Origin of the sequence: Empedobacter sp. UBA5528 (assembly GCF_002426075.1) — a bacterium.
Classification (GTDB): domain Bacteria; phylum Bacteroidota; class Bacteroidia; order Flavobacteriales; family Weeksellaceae; genus Empedobacter; species Empedobacter falsenii_B.
The window spans coordinates 115574-132597 of record NZ_DINY01000041.1; the positions used below are offsets into that span (position 1 = coordinate 115574).

Annotated in this window: 15 protein-coding genes and 1 tRNA gene; 11 read left to right on the forward strand and 5 right to left on the reverse strand. The window is 31.5% G+C overall.

What is annotated here, in order from left to right; genetic code table 11:
- Positions 1-55: 55 nt before the first annotated feature.
- Together B4L98_RS09620 and B4L98_RS09625 are read right to left on the reverse strand one after the other, a co-directional pair.
- A tRNA-Val gene (locus B4L98_RS09620) sits at positions 56-130 on the reverse strand.
- A gap of 126 nt (positions 131-256) precedes the next feature.
- Positions 257-1150 carry a lysylphosphatidylglycerol synthase transmembrane domain-containing protein gene (locus tag B4L98_RS09625; protein ID WP_291078130.1) on the reverse strand — a complete coding sequence of 298 codons (894 nt, stop codon included), beginning with the start codon at positions 1148-1150 and terminating at the stop codon, positions 257-259.
- A gap of 121 nt (positions 1151-1271) precedes the next feature.
- On the opposite strand from B4L98_RS09625, the gene B4L98_RS09630 reads away from it, so the two are divergent.
- Genes B4L98_RS09630 through B4L98_RS09640 form a run of 3 tightly spaced genes read left to right on the forward strand, consistent with a single transcriptional unit; the run spans position 1272 to position 3463 of the window.
- On the forward strand, positions 1272-2072 hold the full coding sequence (locus B4L98_RS09630; protein WP_291078132.1) for an SDR family NAD(P)-dependent oxidoreductase: 801 nt from the start codon (positions 1272-1274) through the stop codon (positions 2070-2072).
- Positions 2073-2075: 3 nt separating this feature from the next.
- Entirely contained in the window at positions 2076-2528 is a 453-nt protein-coding gene (locus B4L98_RS09635; RefSeq protein WP_286494699.1) for a GNAT family N-acetyltransferase, read from the forward strand.
- A complete protein-coding gene (locus B4L98_RS09640; RefSeq protein WP_286494698.1) occupies positions 2525-3463 on the forward strand; it encodes a hypothetical protein in 939 nt (312 codons plus the stop codon). Before B4L98_RS09635 ends, B4L98_RS09640 begins: the two co-directional genes overlap by 4 nt.
- Positions 3464-3852: 389 nt before the next feature.
- Here B4L98_RS09640 and B4L98_RS09645 read toward each other — a convergent pair whose 3' ends face one another.
- The 3 genes from B4L98_RS09645 to B4L98_RS09655 are packed head-to-tail and all read right to left on the reverse strand — an operon-like array spanning position 3853 to position 7356.
- The gene (locus tag B4L98_RS09645) at positions 3853-4743 is read right to left on the reverse strand and encodes a DMT family transporter (RefSeq protein ID WP_286494697.1); all 891 of its coding nucleotides are present in this window, start codon (positions 4741-4743) and stop codon (positions 3853-3855) included.
- A 51-nt stretch (positions 4744-4794) separates the two neighbouring features.
- The gene (locus B4L98_RS09650; RefSeq protein WP_286494696.1) at positions 4795-5349 is read right to left on the reverse strand and encodes a DNA-3-methyladenine glycosylase I; all 555 of its coding nucleotides are present in this window, start codon (positions 5347-5349) and stop codon (positions 4795-4797) included.
- A gap of 3 nt (positions 5350-5352) precedes the next feature.
- Positions 5353-7356 (reverse strand): thioredoxin domain-containing protein, encoded by a 2004-nt coding sequence (locus B4L98_RS09655; RefSeq protein ID WP_291078134.1) that lies wholly within the window; start codon positions 7354-7356, stop codon positions 5353-5355.
- 76 nt (positions 7357-7432) lie between these two features.
- Between B4L98_RS09655 and putP the strand changes: the two genes are divergently transcribed.
- The 8 genes from putP (at position 7433) to B4L98_RS09695 (ending at position 16919) form a co-directional block, all read left to right on the forward strand.
- The gene (gene putP / locus B4L98_RS09660; protein ID WP_291078136.1) at positions 7433-8932 is read left to right on the forward strand and encodes a sodium/proline symporter PutP; all 1500 of its coding nucleotides are present in this window, start codon (positions 7433-7435) and stop codon (positions 8930-8932) included.
- Between the two features lie 99 nt (positions 8933-9031).
- Positions 9032-9313: a DUF2750 domain-containing protein gene (locus B4L98_RS09665; protein WP_219033741.1), complete on the forward strand. Its 282-nt coding sequence runs from the start codon at positions 9032-9034 to the stop codon at positions 9311-9313.
- A gap of 205 nt (positions 9314-9518) precedes the next feature.
- Positions 9519-11303 (forward strand): DNA mismatch repair endonuclease MutL, encoded by a 1785-nt coding sequence (mutL, locus tag B4L98_RS09670; protein WP_221854222.1) that lies wholly within the window; start codon positions 9519-9521, stop codon positions 11301-11303.
- 82 nt (positions 11304-11385) lie between these two features.
- The gene (locus B4L98_RS09675; protein ID WP_291047094.1) at positions 11386-12051 is read left to right on the forward strand and encodes a rhomboid family intramembrane serine protease; all 666 of its coding nucleotides are present in this window, start codon (positions 11386-11388) and stop codon (positions 12049-12051) included.
- 3 nt (positions 12052-12054) lie between these two features.
- Entirely contained in the window at positions 12055-12942 is an 888-nt protein-coding gene (locus tag B4L98_RS09680) for a rhomboid family intramembrane serine protease (protein ID WP_291078138.1), read from the forward strand.
- 1 nt (position 12943) lies between these two features.
- Positions 12944-13984 carry an endonuclease/exonuclease/phosphatase family protein gene (locus B4L98_RS09685; protein ID WP_260509536.1) on the forward strand — a complete coding sequence of 347 codons (1041 nt, stop codon included), beginning with the start codon at positions 12944-12946 and terminating at the stop codon, positions 13982-13984.
- Between the two features lie 33 nt (positions 13985-14017).
- Positions 14018-15547, forward strand: a complete 1530-nt coding sequence (locus tag B4L98_RS09690; RefSeq protein WP_125348700.1) for a helicase HerA-like domain-containing protein — start codon at positions 14018-14020, stop codon at positions 15545-15547.
- Positions 15548-15551: 4 nt separating this feature from the next.
- Complete coding sequence (locus B4L98_RS09695) at positions 15552-16919, forward strand: exonuclease domain-containing protein (RefSeq protein ID WP_291078140.1); 1368 nt, start codon at positions 15552-15554, stop codon at positions 16917-16919.
- The last annotated feature ends 105 nt before the right edge of the window (positions 16920-17024 follow it).

The window sequence follows — 17024 nt, forward strand, 5'->3', positions numbered from 1 at the left end:
TGAGCTAAGAGACCTTTTTAGAATTTTATTTAAAAGACTTTCTAATGTCTTTATGTGGTCCCTACTGGATTCGAACCAGTGACCCCCTGCTTGTAAGGCAGGTGCTCTGAACCAACTGAGCTAAGAGACCTTCGTAATTGGATTGCAAATATAGGGCTGTTTTTGAATAATCCAAATAGTTAAAATGAAAAAAATTAAATAAAATTTAATGTTAGGACTTAACTCTTTTCATTTCAAAGAAATAATTTTTCACATTTTAAAAAGAAATATTCGTCTTTTTCTTTTTCTCTTCAATTTTAACCCCTTTAAACAGGTAAATAATCCCAATAAATGAGATAGAAATGGTGATAATAGAGAAAATAAATGCCGTACTTGTGGCTAAAGTTTCATCAAAATTGAATCGATGTGCAGCGTACATAAATACAGCTTCTCTAATCCCAAATCCACTAAAAGAGATAATGGATAAAATTCCTGAAACTAAAAAGATCAATAAATATATACTGAAATTATCTGGATGAATATTCAATCCTTCCAAAACAAAATACAACATACCAACTTGTATCAATTGTAAAACGATAGAATAAATCATCGAGTTGTAAAAAGTTTTTTTATGAATAGGGAAAATCATTCCTAAAATAAATGGAATAGCTATAAAACCAACCAAAGAAAGGATTAATGAACCATATTGTACCCAAGGATAAACTGTCAAATTTGAGAAAAATATTAGGAAGATGATGATGAGTAACATTGCACAAAGACCAATAATTTTATCAAGAAAAACCGCCTGCGAAATTTCTTTCAGACTGATTTTATAGTTTTTATTCAACACATAAACTTTGTATGCATCGCCTCCAATTCCACCTGGAACAAAAGTGTTGTAAAACATTCCTAAGAAATACAAACGTGCATTTGATTTGTATGATAAATCGAGATTAATATCCCTGAAATAATAATCTAATCGGAAAACAGACAAGGCTTGCGAAAGTACATAAAGGATAACAGCAATAAAAATATACGCCCAATTTGCATTTTTGTAATGACTGAAAATATCAAAAATATGTAGTTTAACAAAGAAGATATAATAGATTAACGCAATACTAATCGTTAATTTAATTCCCGTTATAATATATTTTTTAGTTTTTGGATTCAATTGAAATCTTTTGATAATTAACGCACAAATTTAGAGAATCTTCTAATAACCATTCAAAAAATTATTTATCTACCAATATTTGTCTGATATTACGTAGTTTTGCGTTTAAATTAATCGAATCATGCAATCAAAAGTTATTGTAATTACAGGTTCTTCTTCGGGGGTAGGATTGACTTTGGCAAATTATTTTCACGATAAAGGACATCAAGTTTATGGTTTATCAAGAACAGCTAAAGGTCAAGAAAAATTTAAACATATTGCGACAGATGTTTCGGATAAAGAAAATGTAAAACGTAGTTTTAAGCAGATTTTTTTGGAAACAAATCATCAAATTGATGTGTTGATTAACAACGCTGGAATTGGAATGTTAGGCGCTGTGGAAGATGCTTCGAAAGCTGATATCGAGAAATTATTGGATGTTAATGTGTACGGACCAATTTATACAATTCAAGAAGTTTTGCCTATAATGCGTACGCAAAAAAACGGTTATATCCTGAATGTTTCTTCCATTGCAAGTAACAATGGTTTGCCTTTTAGAGGATATTATTCAGCTTCTAAAGCTATGATTGATCGTTTGATTGAATCGGCTCGTTTGGAAAATCGTCATACAGGAGTAGAAATTGCAACATTGAATTTTGGAGATATCAAAACAAATATTGCTGAAAGTCGTGTCAAAACATTTGTGTCAAAATTTTATCAAAAAAGATATGATGCGATGGTTGCAGATATTGATCACGAAGTACAAGATGGCACACCAACAGAAGATTTGATTCCAATTATTGAAAATATTATGGCTCAAAAGAATTTGAAACCACATTATTATATTGGGAAATCGATGCAAAAATTTTCGGTTACGTTGAAAAATATTTTGCCTCAAAAAATGTTCGAAAATATTATTGCAAAATATTCAAAATTAGATTAATAGATGGAAAAGGTTATTTGGCATTATAAATCTTTTGACGATTTAACATCGAAAGAGCTATATAAAATAGTGCAATTGCGTAACGAAGTTTTTGTGATTGAACAAAATTGTATTTACCAAGATTGCGATGATAAGGATTTGGTTTGTGGACATCTTTGGGCAACGATTGGCGATGAGGTTGCAGCGTATTCTCGAATTGTTCCGAAAGGAACTTCATACGAAAACGAACCTTCAATTGGTCGTGTAATTTCGAATCAAAAGTTTCGTCGTTATGGATTAGGGAAACAATTGATGAAAAATTCGGTTCAAATCATTGAAAATCAATTTAAAACGTCTTCAATCCGAATTTCTGCTCAATCTTATTTGAAAGAATTTTATTCTTCGTTTGGCTTCGAGCAAGTTTCGGAAGAATATTTAGAAGACGATATTCCGCATATCGAAATGTTGAGAAAATGAAATTTCTAAAATACTTTTTCATAACGCTATTTTCAGCTTTCATTGCATTAGTTTTGGTTGATGTCTATTATTCGAATCAACTCAAAAAAATGGCTTTGTTTAGCGGAGAAGTGCAAGAATGGAATCAAATAAGAGAAGGAAAAACGAAGGTTGAATTGGCTATTTTTGGTTCTTCTCGAGCATTTATTCAAATTAATCCGAATATTTTAGAACAAGATTTAAAACTGACCACGCATAATTTTGGATTAAACGGAAGTAAATTCAAAATGCAATTGTATCGTTTCAATTTGTATTTGAATCATAATCCAAAACCAAAAATAGTTGTTTGGAATTTAGATACTTTTTCGTTTTCACACATTGATGAAGTTTTTCAGCCAAATCAATATGCGCCATTTATGTTATGGAATTTTAAACTTTATGGTGCATTAAAAGAATATAAAGATACGAAATTGGTTGATTTTATTGTACCGCTTTATCGTTACAGAGATCAAACGTATTGGAAAGATCAAATTGTAAGGGCTAAGAAAGAAAAATTGCATAAAGACGGACTTTTTCGTGATGATGGTTTCAAATCATATAACCGAAAATGGAATGTTGATTGGGAAAAAATGAAAAAGAAAAACTCTGATTTTGACTTCTCAGATTATACTTTATTAGAAGAATTAATTGCGAAATGTGAGCAAGAAAATATTCAGCTTATTTTTACAATTGCACCCGAATTTTACAAAGGTCAAGATTATATGTTGAATCGAGAAGAAGTGATTAATCGTTATCAAACAACATTACAAAAGCATCATCTTCCGTTATTAGATTATTCGACTGATTCGATCAGTTATCAACAAAAATGGTTTTACAATACCACCCATTTAAACGATAAAGGGGCGGATGAGTTTACCAGAATATTAGCAACAGCTTTAAAACCTTATATGCAATAGGTGTACAATATAATTAACGCATTCAAAAAGACACTGTTGGAACAAAGTTCCAGTAGTGGTTTTTTGTATGGGATACCTAAAAGAAGAAAGGAAGGATTCGGAATTTTTAGCGAAAAATCGTATTTTTAAATCCGTAATTTCAACCCCTCTTTAGGCCACTTTATTTTCTTTCACGGCCATTGTTCAGTATCGGTTCTATGACGCTTCTATGCCGCCTTTATGCTACCTCTATGCTGCCTTTGTACCGCCTCAACTTCGCCTCAATCAGGAGGTTTCTCTTGTCTTTCTTCGGTGATGCTCTTGTCTTGCTTTAAGTAAAGTTCTCCTATGAAATGAATGCGCATAAAAAATCCTCATTCCAATGAATGAGGATTGATCGTATAGTACCGTTAAATGGTTTCGATTTGTTTTTTGTTTGGTTTCTGCGTCAAATACACACCTGATAATATCATAGCAAAGCCAAATAAATGCATGAATGTGATTTGTTCTCCAACTAAAAATCCCCAAAAAACAGAAACAATCGGCATCAAATAGGTGACCATTGAGGAGAACATCGAGCCAGTGGCTTGGATTAATTTGTAGAATAAAATCATTGCTAATGCAGTCCCAATTAAGCCTAATATGGCGACATATCCCAAACTTTCTAATTGTTGAGGTGTACCAACAAAGTCAGTGAAAAAACCGGATAAAAATAAGATTACAATAGAAGGTAATAACCAGATTGTAAATAATGCTGATGACAATTGGAATGATGGTACATCGTTTAAATAGCGAGTTAAAATCAAACTATTTAGTCCATACAAAGCAGTTGCTAATACAATTAATAAACAATGTAATAAACTGTTTTCACCTGAAAAACTATCTCCACTAATTAATAGAACAGCTCCTAAAAAACCGATCAACGCACCAATTATTTGATTTTTAGTTCCTTTTATGTTAAAAAACAAAGCGCCAAATAACAAGATAAATAAAGGAACCAACGAATCTAAAATTCCAGCCATCGAGCTTGAAACGTGCGTTTGAGCCATTGGGAATAAAAACATTGGAATAAAATTTCCACAGAAACCAGCCAATGCAACGTATTTTAATTTGTTTTTTGGAATCTTAAATAAACTTGGAATTCCCCAAATGGCTAAAATTCCTCCTGCGATAGATAGACGTAAAGCGCCTACTTGATAGGGTGTGTAAGAAACCAATCCTTGTTTGATTAGTATAAAAGAACTTCCCCAAGTTAAAGCTAAAATACCGAGGATAATCCAATATTTTAATTCGATTTTCATGTGCTAAATTTGCGCAAAGATGCGAAAGTTAGCTGTTTTTACAAACATAATTTATTTACAAAAGCAATCGTTGGTATGATCGTTAACCATTCCGGTCGCTTGCATGTGCGCATAAATTGTTGTTGAACCAAAGAATTTAAAACCTCTTTTTTTCAAATCTTTTGCAATTTTGTCCGAAATTTCTGTGGTTGCAGGAACTTCTTTTATAGAATTCCAGTTATTTATAATCGGTTTGTAATCAACGTATTTCCAGATGAAATTGGAAAAAGAACCAAATTCTTTCTGAATTTCTATAAATAATTTTGCATTATTAATTGCTGCTGAAATTTTTCCTTTATGCCGTATAATTCCTTCATTTTTAACCAATTCATCAATTTTAGTTTTATCAAATTTGGCTACTTTTTCAACATCAAAATTCGCAAAAGCTTCTCTGAAATTTTCTCGTTTTTTAAGAATTGTAAACCAACTTAATCCAGCTTGAAAAGATTCGAGAATCAAAAATTCGAATAAAATTTTATCATCTTTTACAGGTTTTCCCCATTCGTTATCGTGATAATCGATGTAATCTTGGTCTTTATTTACCCAAGCGCAACGTGTTTTTTCCATGGTTTATAAATTTTTATAGGCTTCTTCAATAGAAAAAATTGGTAATTGACATGCATAATTTTCGCAAATATGAATGGATGTTTTATTTTCAATCAATCTATTTTTAGTAATCTCTAATTGTTCTGTTTCTGAAGCAACAAAAATTGCATTTGGGACATAACATTGTTGAATTTGTTTCGAGAATTTTAATGCATTTTCGCCAACGATTACAATTTCTTTGAACGAATAAGCGAAATTTAGATATAATTGAATCCAATTTGCAAAACCAGTTGGATAATCGTGAATTTTTTCTTCGATATTGGTTAACATTTGTTTTGCTTGTTCAATGTATTTTTCTTGATTGAGAATTTTTCCTAATTTAAATAAATTATTTGCCATTACCGAATTTGATGATGAAATAACATTGTCATAAATCTCAAATGTTTCATTAACCAAAGGTGTGTCATAATGCGATTTGTATGCAAACATTTTATTCTTGTGATTATAAAATTGATTAAAAGTTTCTTCCGTTAATGTTTGGGCAGTTTCTAAATAATGCATCTCCGAAGTGACTTCATAAAGCTTAATTAACGCTTCAATCATTAAGGCATAATCATCCAAAAATCCGGGAATTGTAGTTTGGTTGTCTTTATAATTTCTGAACAAAATTTCACCATTCCATTGATTTTCTAAAATAAAATTGGTTGCATTTTTTGCTAAATCAAGATATTCATCATTTTCAAAAGTGATAAATGCATCACACAAACTTTTTATGGTTAAAGCATTCCAAGAAGTTAAAACTTTTTCGTCGCGATGAGGTTTTATGCGCTGTTCACGAATTGGATTAAGAATTTTTTTCCATTGAGAAATTTTGGTTTGAAGTTCTGTTGTTTTAATGTTCTGCTTCGTAGCAAAATCTTCGTCTTCTGTCAATCGCATTAAAATATTATTACCATGTTCCCATTCTCCAAATTCATTAACATTGTAATATTGCTGAAATAAGTCAAAATCATTTTTCAAAATTGTTTTCAATTCATCCGATTTCCAAACATAATATTTTCCTTCTTCACCTTCAGAATCAGCATCAATAGCAGCATAAAAAACACTTTCAGGCGAAAGCATTTCATCTTTCAACCAATTAATTGTTTCTTCTACAACTGTTTTATATTCTTCTTCTCCAAAAACTTTATATGCATTTGAATAAAGCGAAAGTAATTGCCCATTATCGTAAAGCATTTTTTCGAAATGAGGAACTTTCCAATATGGATCAACTGAATAGCGCGAAAAACCACCTTTTAGTTGGTCGTAAATTCCACCAAAAGCCATTCTATCCAATGTTATTTTTGTTTGAATCAAACAATTTTCATTTTTTGTTTGTGTACCATATCGCAAAATGGTTTCCCAGGCATTTGGTAACATAAACTTTGGTGCACGATTAAAACCTCCCCATTCATCATCAAATTGTTGTTGCCAAAATTCAAATGTTTCATCAATTTTATTTGTTGAAAAAGTTGAAGAAGATTTCAATTCGATCGCCTCCATTTTATTCAAACCATCAGCAATAGAGTTGACGTATTCCATTGTTTTAGCTTGATTTTGATGATATAAATGATTGATATTTTCTAAGAGTTCAATCCATTGAGCTTTTGGAAAATAAGTTCCGCCATAAAAAGGACGACCATCTGGCAAAGCAAAAACATTGAGTGGCCAACCTCCAGATTGATGAATTAATTGCGAAACATTCATATATAAGGCATCTAAATCAGGACGTTCTTCACGATCAATTTTAATACAAACAAAATTATCATTCATTACCTTTGCAACTTCTTTGTTTTCAAAAGATTGATGTTCCATCACGTGACACCAATGACAAGCTGAATATCCAATTGAAATAAGCAAAGGTTTGTTGACTTTTTTTGCATGAATCAAAACTTCGTCACTCCAACTTTGCCACCAAACAGGATTATTTTCGTGTTGTTTCAAATACGGACTTGTCGCTGATTTTAGATTATTTTGTTGAAAATTCATGATTCTTGTTTAGAAATTTAAAGTTCGTACATTTTTTGTGGACGAAAAATTATATTTTCGATAAAAATTAAAACACATGAACATTTACGAATACATTTCTATTGGCGCATATATGGCTCTGATGATTGGAATCGGGATTTACTCCTACCGAAAGTCAACAAGTAATTCCGAAGATTTTTTGATTGGAGGAAGGAAAATGGGAGCAGCTGTTACGGCGCTTTCTGCTGGTGCTGCTGATATGAGTGGTTGGTTGTTAATGGGCGTTCCAGGAGCAATGTATTTTACAGGTTTGTCGAGTGCTTGGATTGCAATTGGATTGACAACAGGATGTTTTTTGAACTATATTTTTGTCGCACCGCGATTACGAATTTATACAGAAATCGCTCAAAATTCGATTACATTACCCGTATTTTTTGAAAATCGTTTCAAAGATAAATCGCGTTTATTAAGAATTGTTTCTTCAATATTAATCTTAATATTTTTTACATTATATACTTCTGCTGGAATGGTTTCTGGAGGCAAATTGTTTGAATCTGCTTTTGGATTAGATTATATGACTGGACTTTGGATGACAAGTTTTGTAGTTGTATTATACACTTTTTTAGGTGGTTTTTTAGCGGTAAGTTTAACTGATTTCGTACAAGGGACGATTATGGTTTTGGCTTTGGTTATTGTTCCGATTGTAGCAATTTCTGAAATTGGTGGAGTTGGTGAAACCTTTTCGTTGATTAATGATAAAGGCGATAAATATTTAGATTTATTTAAAGGTACAACAACAGTTAGTATATTATCCTTGATGGCTTGGGGGTTAGGATATTGTGGTCAGCCCCATATTTTAGTACGTTTTATGGCGATTGGAAACCCGAAAGATTTAGCGAAAGCTAAAGATATTGGAATTACATGGATGATTTTTACAGTAGGTGGAGCACTTTTAGTTGGTTTAGTTGGTATCGCATATTTAATGAAATTTGATCAAACAACAATGTTGACATTTGATAATTCTAAAACAGAAGCTGAGACCATTTTCATTTACTTTTCACGTGTTTTGTTTCATCCATTGGTTGGAGGTTTCTTATTATCAGCAATTTTAGCAGCAGTAATGAGTACTATTTCTTCACAATTATTAGTGACATCAAGTTCGTTAACAGAAGATATTTACAAAGCATTTTTGAACAAAAAAGCAACACCAAAACAGTTATTAACAGCAAGTCGTTTATCGGTTTTAATTGTAGCATTAATCGCGGTGTTGTTGTCATTAACACCAAAAGATTCTATTCTAAATTTAGTTGGAAATGCTTGGGCAGGATTTGGATCTGCATTTGGACCAGTAATCGTTTTCTCTCTTTTTTGGAAAAAAACTTCTTGGCAAGGAGCTTTAGCAGGTATGTTAACAGGAGGAATTGTTGTCTTAGCTTGGGTTTATGTAAATCACGATTACAAAGATTGGTATGAAATGATACCTGGGTTTTTATCTTCGGTTATCGCAATTTATGTCGTTTCGTTAATGACTCAAAAACCTAATAAAGAAATTGACAAAGAATTTGATGAAATGAAAGCTGTTTTGAAAGAGAATTAACATGCATCCAAAAGAAATGGAAAATATATTAAAGTTAAATCATTTTGAGCGCTATCAATATTTATTCGAAAAATTGCTGACGGGGAAACTGCTTATATAATGATTTTTCCTGATGGTAATTATGCTATTTCTATAATTAATGATAAAAAAATATTTCCAATTTGGTCAGCGAAAGAATTTGCTGAATTAACAAAAAATGATGGTTGGGAAAATTGCAAAATATTGAAATTGACTTTAGATGATTTCGAAGAAACTCTTTTCTATTATATTGATGAAAATAATTTATTGATAAATGTTTTTCCTACAGATAAAACTGGTTTTGTCGTTAGTTTAGAAGAATTCGCTAGGGACTTAAAAGATGAATTAGAACAATATCAATGAAATATAAAAAAATAGGTAGAGGCATTTGTCTACCTTTTTTATTGCTGAAAATTATGAATTTATTATTCAAAAGTTAAAACTTAAAACATCAACAATTGTTGATAAGTTTCACTTGTAGAGAATAAGGTCAAAAGAGAGATTTGTTTGTATATTTGTAAAGTTTGATTAAAAAAATAGTCAAAATTAAATCAATTTATACGAAAAGATGAACGATATTATTCAATTACTGCCAGATCATGTAGCCAATCAAATTGCCGCAGGAGAAGTTGTACAACGACCAGCTTCTGTGATAAAAGAATTGATTGAAAATGCGGTGGATTCTGGTGCAACTTCTATTCAGGTAATTGTAAAAGATGCTGGCAGAAGCTTGATTCAAGTGATTGATAATGGTTCGGGAATGAGTGTGACAGATGTTCGAATGGCTTTTGAACGTCACGCAACTTCAAAAATCAGAAAGACAGAGGATATCTATAATATTCATACAAAAGGTTTTCGTGGAGAGGCTTTGGCGTCGATTGCTGCGGTTGCACAGGTAGAAACGAAAACGCGTCGAGAAGAGGATGAGGTTGGTTCGCAATTGGTGATTGAAGGCGGAGAAGTTCGCAACCAAGATCCTGTTGTTTGTCCAGCTGGAACGTCTATTTCGGTAAAAAATCTTTTCTATAATGTGCCTGCTCGTCGTAATTTCTTAAAATCAAATCAAGTTGAATTTCGTCATATTCAAGATGAGTTTCAACGTGTTTCGATGGCGCACGAAAACATTAGTTTCTTTTTACATCACAATGATGCAGAGGTTTATCATTTGAAAGCCGGAAATCTGAAACAACGTATTGCTCAAATTTTTGGAAAAAAATTAAGTTCACAAATTATATCCGTTGAAGAAGATACAGAAATTGTAAAAGTGAAAGGTTTTGTGGGGAAACCAGATGCTGCAAAAAAATCGCGTGGCGAACAATTTTTCTTTGTGAATAATCGCTTTATTCGTAGTGGATATTTGCATAATGCAATCGTAGATGCTTTTGAGAGTTTGTTGCCAACGGGGTATAGTCCTTCTTATTTTTTGTATTTAGAAATTGATCCGTCAAAAATTGATATTAACATTCATCCAACTAAAACAGAAATTAAATTTGAGGATGAAGCATTGATTTTTACTATTCTTAGAGCTGCTGTAAAACACGCTTTGGGACAATTTAATGTAATTCCTTCGTTGGATTTTGAACAAGATCCAAACTGGGCATTTATTCCATCTGCGACGGAAGATACAGAAATTAAAATGCCAGAAATTACGGTTGATTCTAGTTTTAACCCTTTCGAGCATCAACAAACAAGAGCGCCGAAACCGTCTGATATTCGTGCGAATATGGATTTTTATAAAGATGCTGTTGAGTTAGAAATCGAAAATAATCATGCGCATCAATTATTTGAATCTGAAGATTTTCATGATAGTTTTGAAGTAATTCAATGGATGAATCAATATTTGGTTGTTGAATATCGTGGCGAATTGTTAATCATCGATCAACATCGCGCGCATCAAAAAATATTATTCGAAAAATTTATACATTCAAATAATGGAAGTGCTTTGGTACAACAAATGCTTTTCCCGATTGAGTTGGAACTTTCGCCAAATGATCGTCAGAAATTAATCAATGTAGAGCATCAATTGTTGAGTTTTGGTTTTGATATTTCGTTGGATGAAGAAGCAATACAGATTAATGCGATTCCTGTTGATGTGCAACAAGAGGATGTAGTGTCTGTTTTTATGGATTTTATCGAGGAATTAGAATACCAAGAATCAATTGAATTAGAAAATACGTTTGCAAAAATTTTAGCAAAAAATGCGGCTGTTAAAAAAGGAGTTTCATTAAAATCTGAACAAATGCAAACTTTGGTTGAAGAATTGTTAAGACTACCAAATCCGAATTATACGCCATACGGACGCCCAATTTTTGTGCAGATGAATACGGCTGATATCAAAAAAACATTACAATAAACGAATGAGACAATCTATACCACCGATTACAAAGAATTTACTTATTATAAACGGTTTGTTCTTTCTAGCGACTTTTGTTTTTATGCAGACTAGGCAAATCGATTTGAGAGTGATTTTAGGTGCTTTTTATCCTGAGTCCCCCAACTTCAAATTTTGGCAAATTTTGACGCATATGTTTATGCATGCAGATTTTACACATATATTGTTTAATATGTTTGCGTTGTGGATGTTTGGCTCTGTTGTAGAGCAAACCTTTGGGCCAAAGAAATTCTTGACGCTTTATTTGTTAGCTGGTTTAGGCGGTTTTATATTGTTTAATGCAGTTAATTACTTTCAAATAGAGCAGCTAAAAGAAGCAGTTCAGGCGAAAGGAATAGGTTTTAGTCAAATTTATGAAGCTGCAAAATTGAATATGCAAGGTGGGTATCATACCAATTCAATTATTCAAACTAACCAAGCTGCATCAGAACTTTTGACAAATTATGTAACACCAATGGTTGGTGCTTCTGGAGCTATATATGGTTTATTGTTAGCATTCGCAGTATTATATCCAGATGAAAAATTAATGTTAATCTTTTTCCCTGTTCCGATTAAAGCAAAATATTTTATTCCAATTATGGTATTAATTGAGTTTTATATGGGATATCAAAACATCGGAAATGTGGCACATTTTGCGCATTTAGGAGGTGGATTGATTGGTTTCTTGTTAACAAGACATTGGAAAAAGAATTTATATAGATGGAATTAAGAAATGGCAAATAATATCTTAGACGATTTAAAATTAAAATATTCATCAGGAAATAGCGCAACAAAATTAATTTACGTTAACGTTGTGGTGTTTTTTACATTGTTAATTGTTGATTTTGTTCTTCGAACGGTAGTAAATTCTACGATTACAACAACTGGTTTGTTTGCTTTGTCATCTTTCGATGATTTGATTGTAAGACCTTGGCAAATCCTAACATATTCTTGGTTACATGGCAATCTTTTTCATTTGATAATGAATATGGTTTTGTTGTATTTCGTTGGGCAAATGTTTTTGCAACAATTTCAGAACCGAAATTTAGTTACATTCTATATTTTTGGAGGAATCGCTGGTGGAATTTTCTTTTTATTGTTTCAGAATTTATTCAATTATTCACATTTATTAGTTGGTGCTTCGGCAGCGGTTTATGCGGTGTTTTTTGCAATGATTTCTTATAATCCGAAAATGCCCGTTCGTTTGTTGTTGATTCCAACTTCATTTCCATTGTTGTATGTTGGTTATGTATTTATCGCATTCGATGTGTATAATATTATTGCTAATCAAAATGCAGGCGGAAGTATTTCGCATTTGGGAGGTGCTATTTTTGGTTATCTTTATATGAAACAATTTGAGAGAGGAAATGATTTTTTAGGTAACTTTATTTTCAAAATAGAGCAGTTATTTAAGAAAAAAGAGAAATCAACTTTCAAAACATATAAAAATATTTCTTCAACTTCTTCGCGATCAAATGTTCCGAAAGATGATTGCGATTTTAATCATCAAAAAGTTGAAAAACAAAAGAAAATTGATGTAATTTTAGATAAGATTTCTCGTTCAGGTTACGAGAGTTTGTCCAAAGAAGAAAAAGACTTTCTGTTTAGAGAAGGTAGGTAAAATGAGTATAATCAGTAAGTTTAAACTAAATTATTTCAATCGTTTAGTACTAACAATTAATATCGTTTTTTTGTTAGTGGCTTATTGTGTCTATTTAAATAAAATTTTTACGCCTACAGAAATTCCATATTTTAACTTTATTTCGATTGGTTTTCCAATATTATTTGCATTTGGAGCAATGTTTTTACTGTATTGGTTACTGTTTAGCTGGCGACACTTTTTGTTAATTTTAGTTCTTTCAGCCGGATTATTTTACCCAATTTATCTTTCATATCCAATTGTACAATTCAATAAAGTTAAAGATAAAAAAGCTGATTTATCTGTATTGACATATAATGTACATGGTTTTAAAGAAGAAGGAACAAAAGAACTTTTGATTAAGAATAAGGCAGATATTATGCTGCTTCAAGAAGCGTATGAAGGTCAACAGAAAAGTCTAAAAAATAAAGAATTCAAAAATTACTATTCAGAATTTTATGGTTTATTGACAATTTATAGTAAATATCCTATTATTCAAACAAAAAAAATAACACCTGATGATAATGAAGAATTGAATGGACTTGCCGCTTATGCTGATATCGATTTGGGAAATGATACGATTCGTGTGATTAATGTTTATCTTGAGCCAATGTACATTGATAAAGCGATGGTGAAAGAAATTATTCAGTCTGATGATTCGCGAACTGCCGAAATTTCGAGTCGAAAAGTTGAGTTAAAATTGGTGCAAGGAATGCAAAAACATCAAAAACAGTTAGAAGCGATTATTCCATATATCACATCTTCGCGTCATCCAGTTATTTTGGGAACGGATCTTAATTCGACTCCAGTTTCTTACGAATATGAGAAGTTGAAAAAATATCTTCACGACTCTTATATAGAAGTTGGAAAAGGAAATGCGACAACTTTTCATGGATTTAAATTTCCAATTAGAATTGATTATTTATTTCATTCTAAATTATTTAAACCTATTGAGGCACATGTTATTCGAAAAAAATTCTCGGATCATTATCCAGTAGCTGTAAAATATAAAATTTCAGAATAAATTTTTTCTATATTTATTCAATAATCAATCAAAATGAACCAGAAAGAAAGCTTTATTCAAGAGATACAAAGTCGTTATTCTTTTAAAAACGATAAAATAATTTTAGGCAAAGCCAAATTAGATGGCGAAATTGTAGAAGAAGTTGAAATTTCAGTAGCATTAAAAACAATGAATCGTCACGGATTGATTGGTGGAGCAACTGGAACAGGGAAAACAAAATCTTTGCAGATTATCGCCGAGCAACTTTCTCTGAAAGGTGTTCCAACTTTGTTGATGGATATCAAAGGAGACTTATCTGGAATTGGAGCTGCTGCAAATTCGGAAGATAAAAATGCGCAAGAAAGAATGGAGGCGCTTAATTTACCTTTTGATCCGCAAGCTTCTCCTGTCGAGTTTTTGTCTATTTCTGATGAACCAGGTGCAAAACTTCGTGCAACTGTAAGTGATTTTGGTCCAATTTTATTCAGTAAAATTTTGGAACTGAATGAAACACAAGAAAGTATTATTTCAATTATATTCAAATATTGTCAAGATCGTAATTTACCTTTGATTGATTTGGAGGATATTCGACGTGTTTTGCAATATGTGACAGATTCTGATGAAGGAAAATCTGAATTAAATTCGAATTATGGAACAATTGCGCCAGCTTCTTTGGGAGCTATTTTGCGCAAAATTGTTGCATTAGAACAGCAAGGTGCAACAAAGTTTTTTGGAGAACCAAGTTTTGATGTTCAGGATTTATTGAAAACGAAAGACGGAAAAGGAATTGTAAATATTATTCGTTTGATTGATATTCAAAATCAACCTAATTTATTTTCAACTTTTATGTTGAGTTTATTGAATAAAATTTATTCTCAATTCCCTGAATCTGGAGATTCTGATAAACCGAAATTGGTGATTTTTATTGATGAAGCACATTTGATTTTTAAGGAAGCTACGAAAGCTTTGTTGAATCAAATTGAAACAATGGTAAAATTAATTCGATCAAAAGGTGTGGGATTATATTTTGTAACGCAAGTTCCTGGAGATGTTCCTGATGCAGTTTTGAGTCAATTAGGTCTTAAAGTTCAACATGCGTTAAGAGGTTTTACTGCGAAAGATCGTAAAGAAATAACAAAAGCTATCGAAAATTATCCGACAACTACCTATTATAAAGCAAGTGAAGTAATCACTCAATTAGGGATTGGAGAGGCTTTTGTGACTGCTTTAGACGAAAAAGGTATTCCAACTCCTTTGGCTTATACATATATGCGAGCGCCAAATTCGAGAATGGATATCTTGACTTCAAATGAAATCGATACGATTACCTCAAACTCAGATTTAGTGACAAAATATGCGACAGATATTGATCGTGAATCTGCAAATGAAATTTTATCACAAAAATTAGAACAACAAAAAAATATAGAGAAACCTGTTCCAAAAGCAACTTCAACAAGAAGTATTCCTAAAGAAAAAAATTGGACAGATAATCCTGTTGTGCGTGATGTAAGTCGTACTGCAACTCGAAAATTGATGGATTTTGGAATGAAAATGTTAACTAATTTTTTAAAAGGAAAAAAATAAGCACGTGTACGCGATTTTAGATATAGAAGCGACTGGCGGAAAAGTGGGGGAAGAGTCAATCATAGAGATTGCGGTGTATAAATATGTTGGAAAAGAAATTGTCGATCAGTTTATATCATTAGTTAATCCCGAAAAAAAGATTGATCAATATGTACAAAGGTTAACGCATATTTCAGATAAAATGGTGTTGACAGCGCCTAAATTTCACGAAGTAGCAAAACGTATAGTTGAGATTACAGATGATTGTATTTTAGTTGGACATAATGTAATGTTTGATTATAGAATGCTAAAACAAGAGTTCGATCGTTTGGGATATAATTACGAAAAAGAATGGATTGATACTTTCGAATATAGCGAAAAATTGATTCCAGGATTACCTTCATATTCTTTAGGAAAATTATGCGAATCGCTTGGAATTGTAGTGACAGATAGACACAGGGCTTCTGGAGATGCAAGAGCGACAATTTCTTTGTTTAAATTATTGTTAGATAAAGATTCGGAAAAAATAATCACGAAGAAAACAGGTTTAAAACAACCTAAAAAAGCACATTCTAAGTATCAGAAACTGCTTGAAGGTTTACCTAATTCTATCGGGGTTTATTATTTATACAATAGCCGAAAACAACTTATTTATATTTGTCGAAGCAATAATATTGCACGATCTATTAATCAAATTTTTACATCAAAAACTTTAAAAGCTAATAAGCTGAAACGTTATACACGTTCTATAAAATTCGAAGAAACTGGAAGTGGTTTTCTTGCTGCAATTAAAGAAAATAACGAGGTCTTGAATAATCAACCAATGTATAACGTAAAGTTAGTTGAGAATAAAGTTTATCCTTTTGGATTGTATTATTTGGAGTCTAAACGTGGTTATTCGAGATTAGAAATAGGGAAAGTTAGAAAGACACAACCTGTTTTGAAATTTAAAACTAAAGAACGTGCAAAAGAGGTTTTAGAGAAAATCGTTCATGATTATAATCTTTGTCAACAAGTAAATGCGGGAATTAAATCTGATGAATCTTGTTTCCAATATAAAGTAAATAAATGCAATGGAGCTTGTGTAAAAGAGGAATCTAAAGAAGTTTATAATGAACGAATTCAAAGTTTTATTAAAACAACTGAATATCCTTCCGAAACTTTTTTGATTATTGATAAAGGACGAAAAGGAATTGAAAAATCATTTTATTTAGTTGAGAATGGAGAATTTAAAGGATATGGTTATTACGAATATCATCATCAAATAAAAACGTTAGAAAAGATTCACAATATCTTAATTCCGATTAAAGAAACGGAAGAAATAAAAAATATGCTCAAATACTTTTTGTATAAAGTTTCTTCTAATTCTAATCAAATCATTATTATTGAATAATATTCTTTATGAAGAAAATATAAAAAATAATAAAAAAGCTCAGTTAATATTAACTGAGCTTTTTTGTATGATTAAATTTAGACTATACCCGTTGTGCATTTTAAA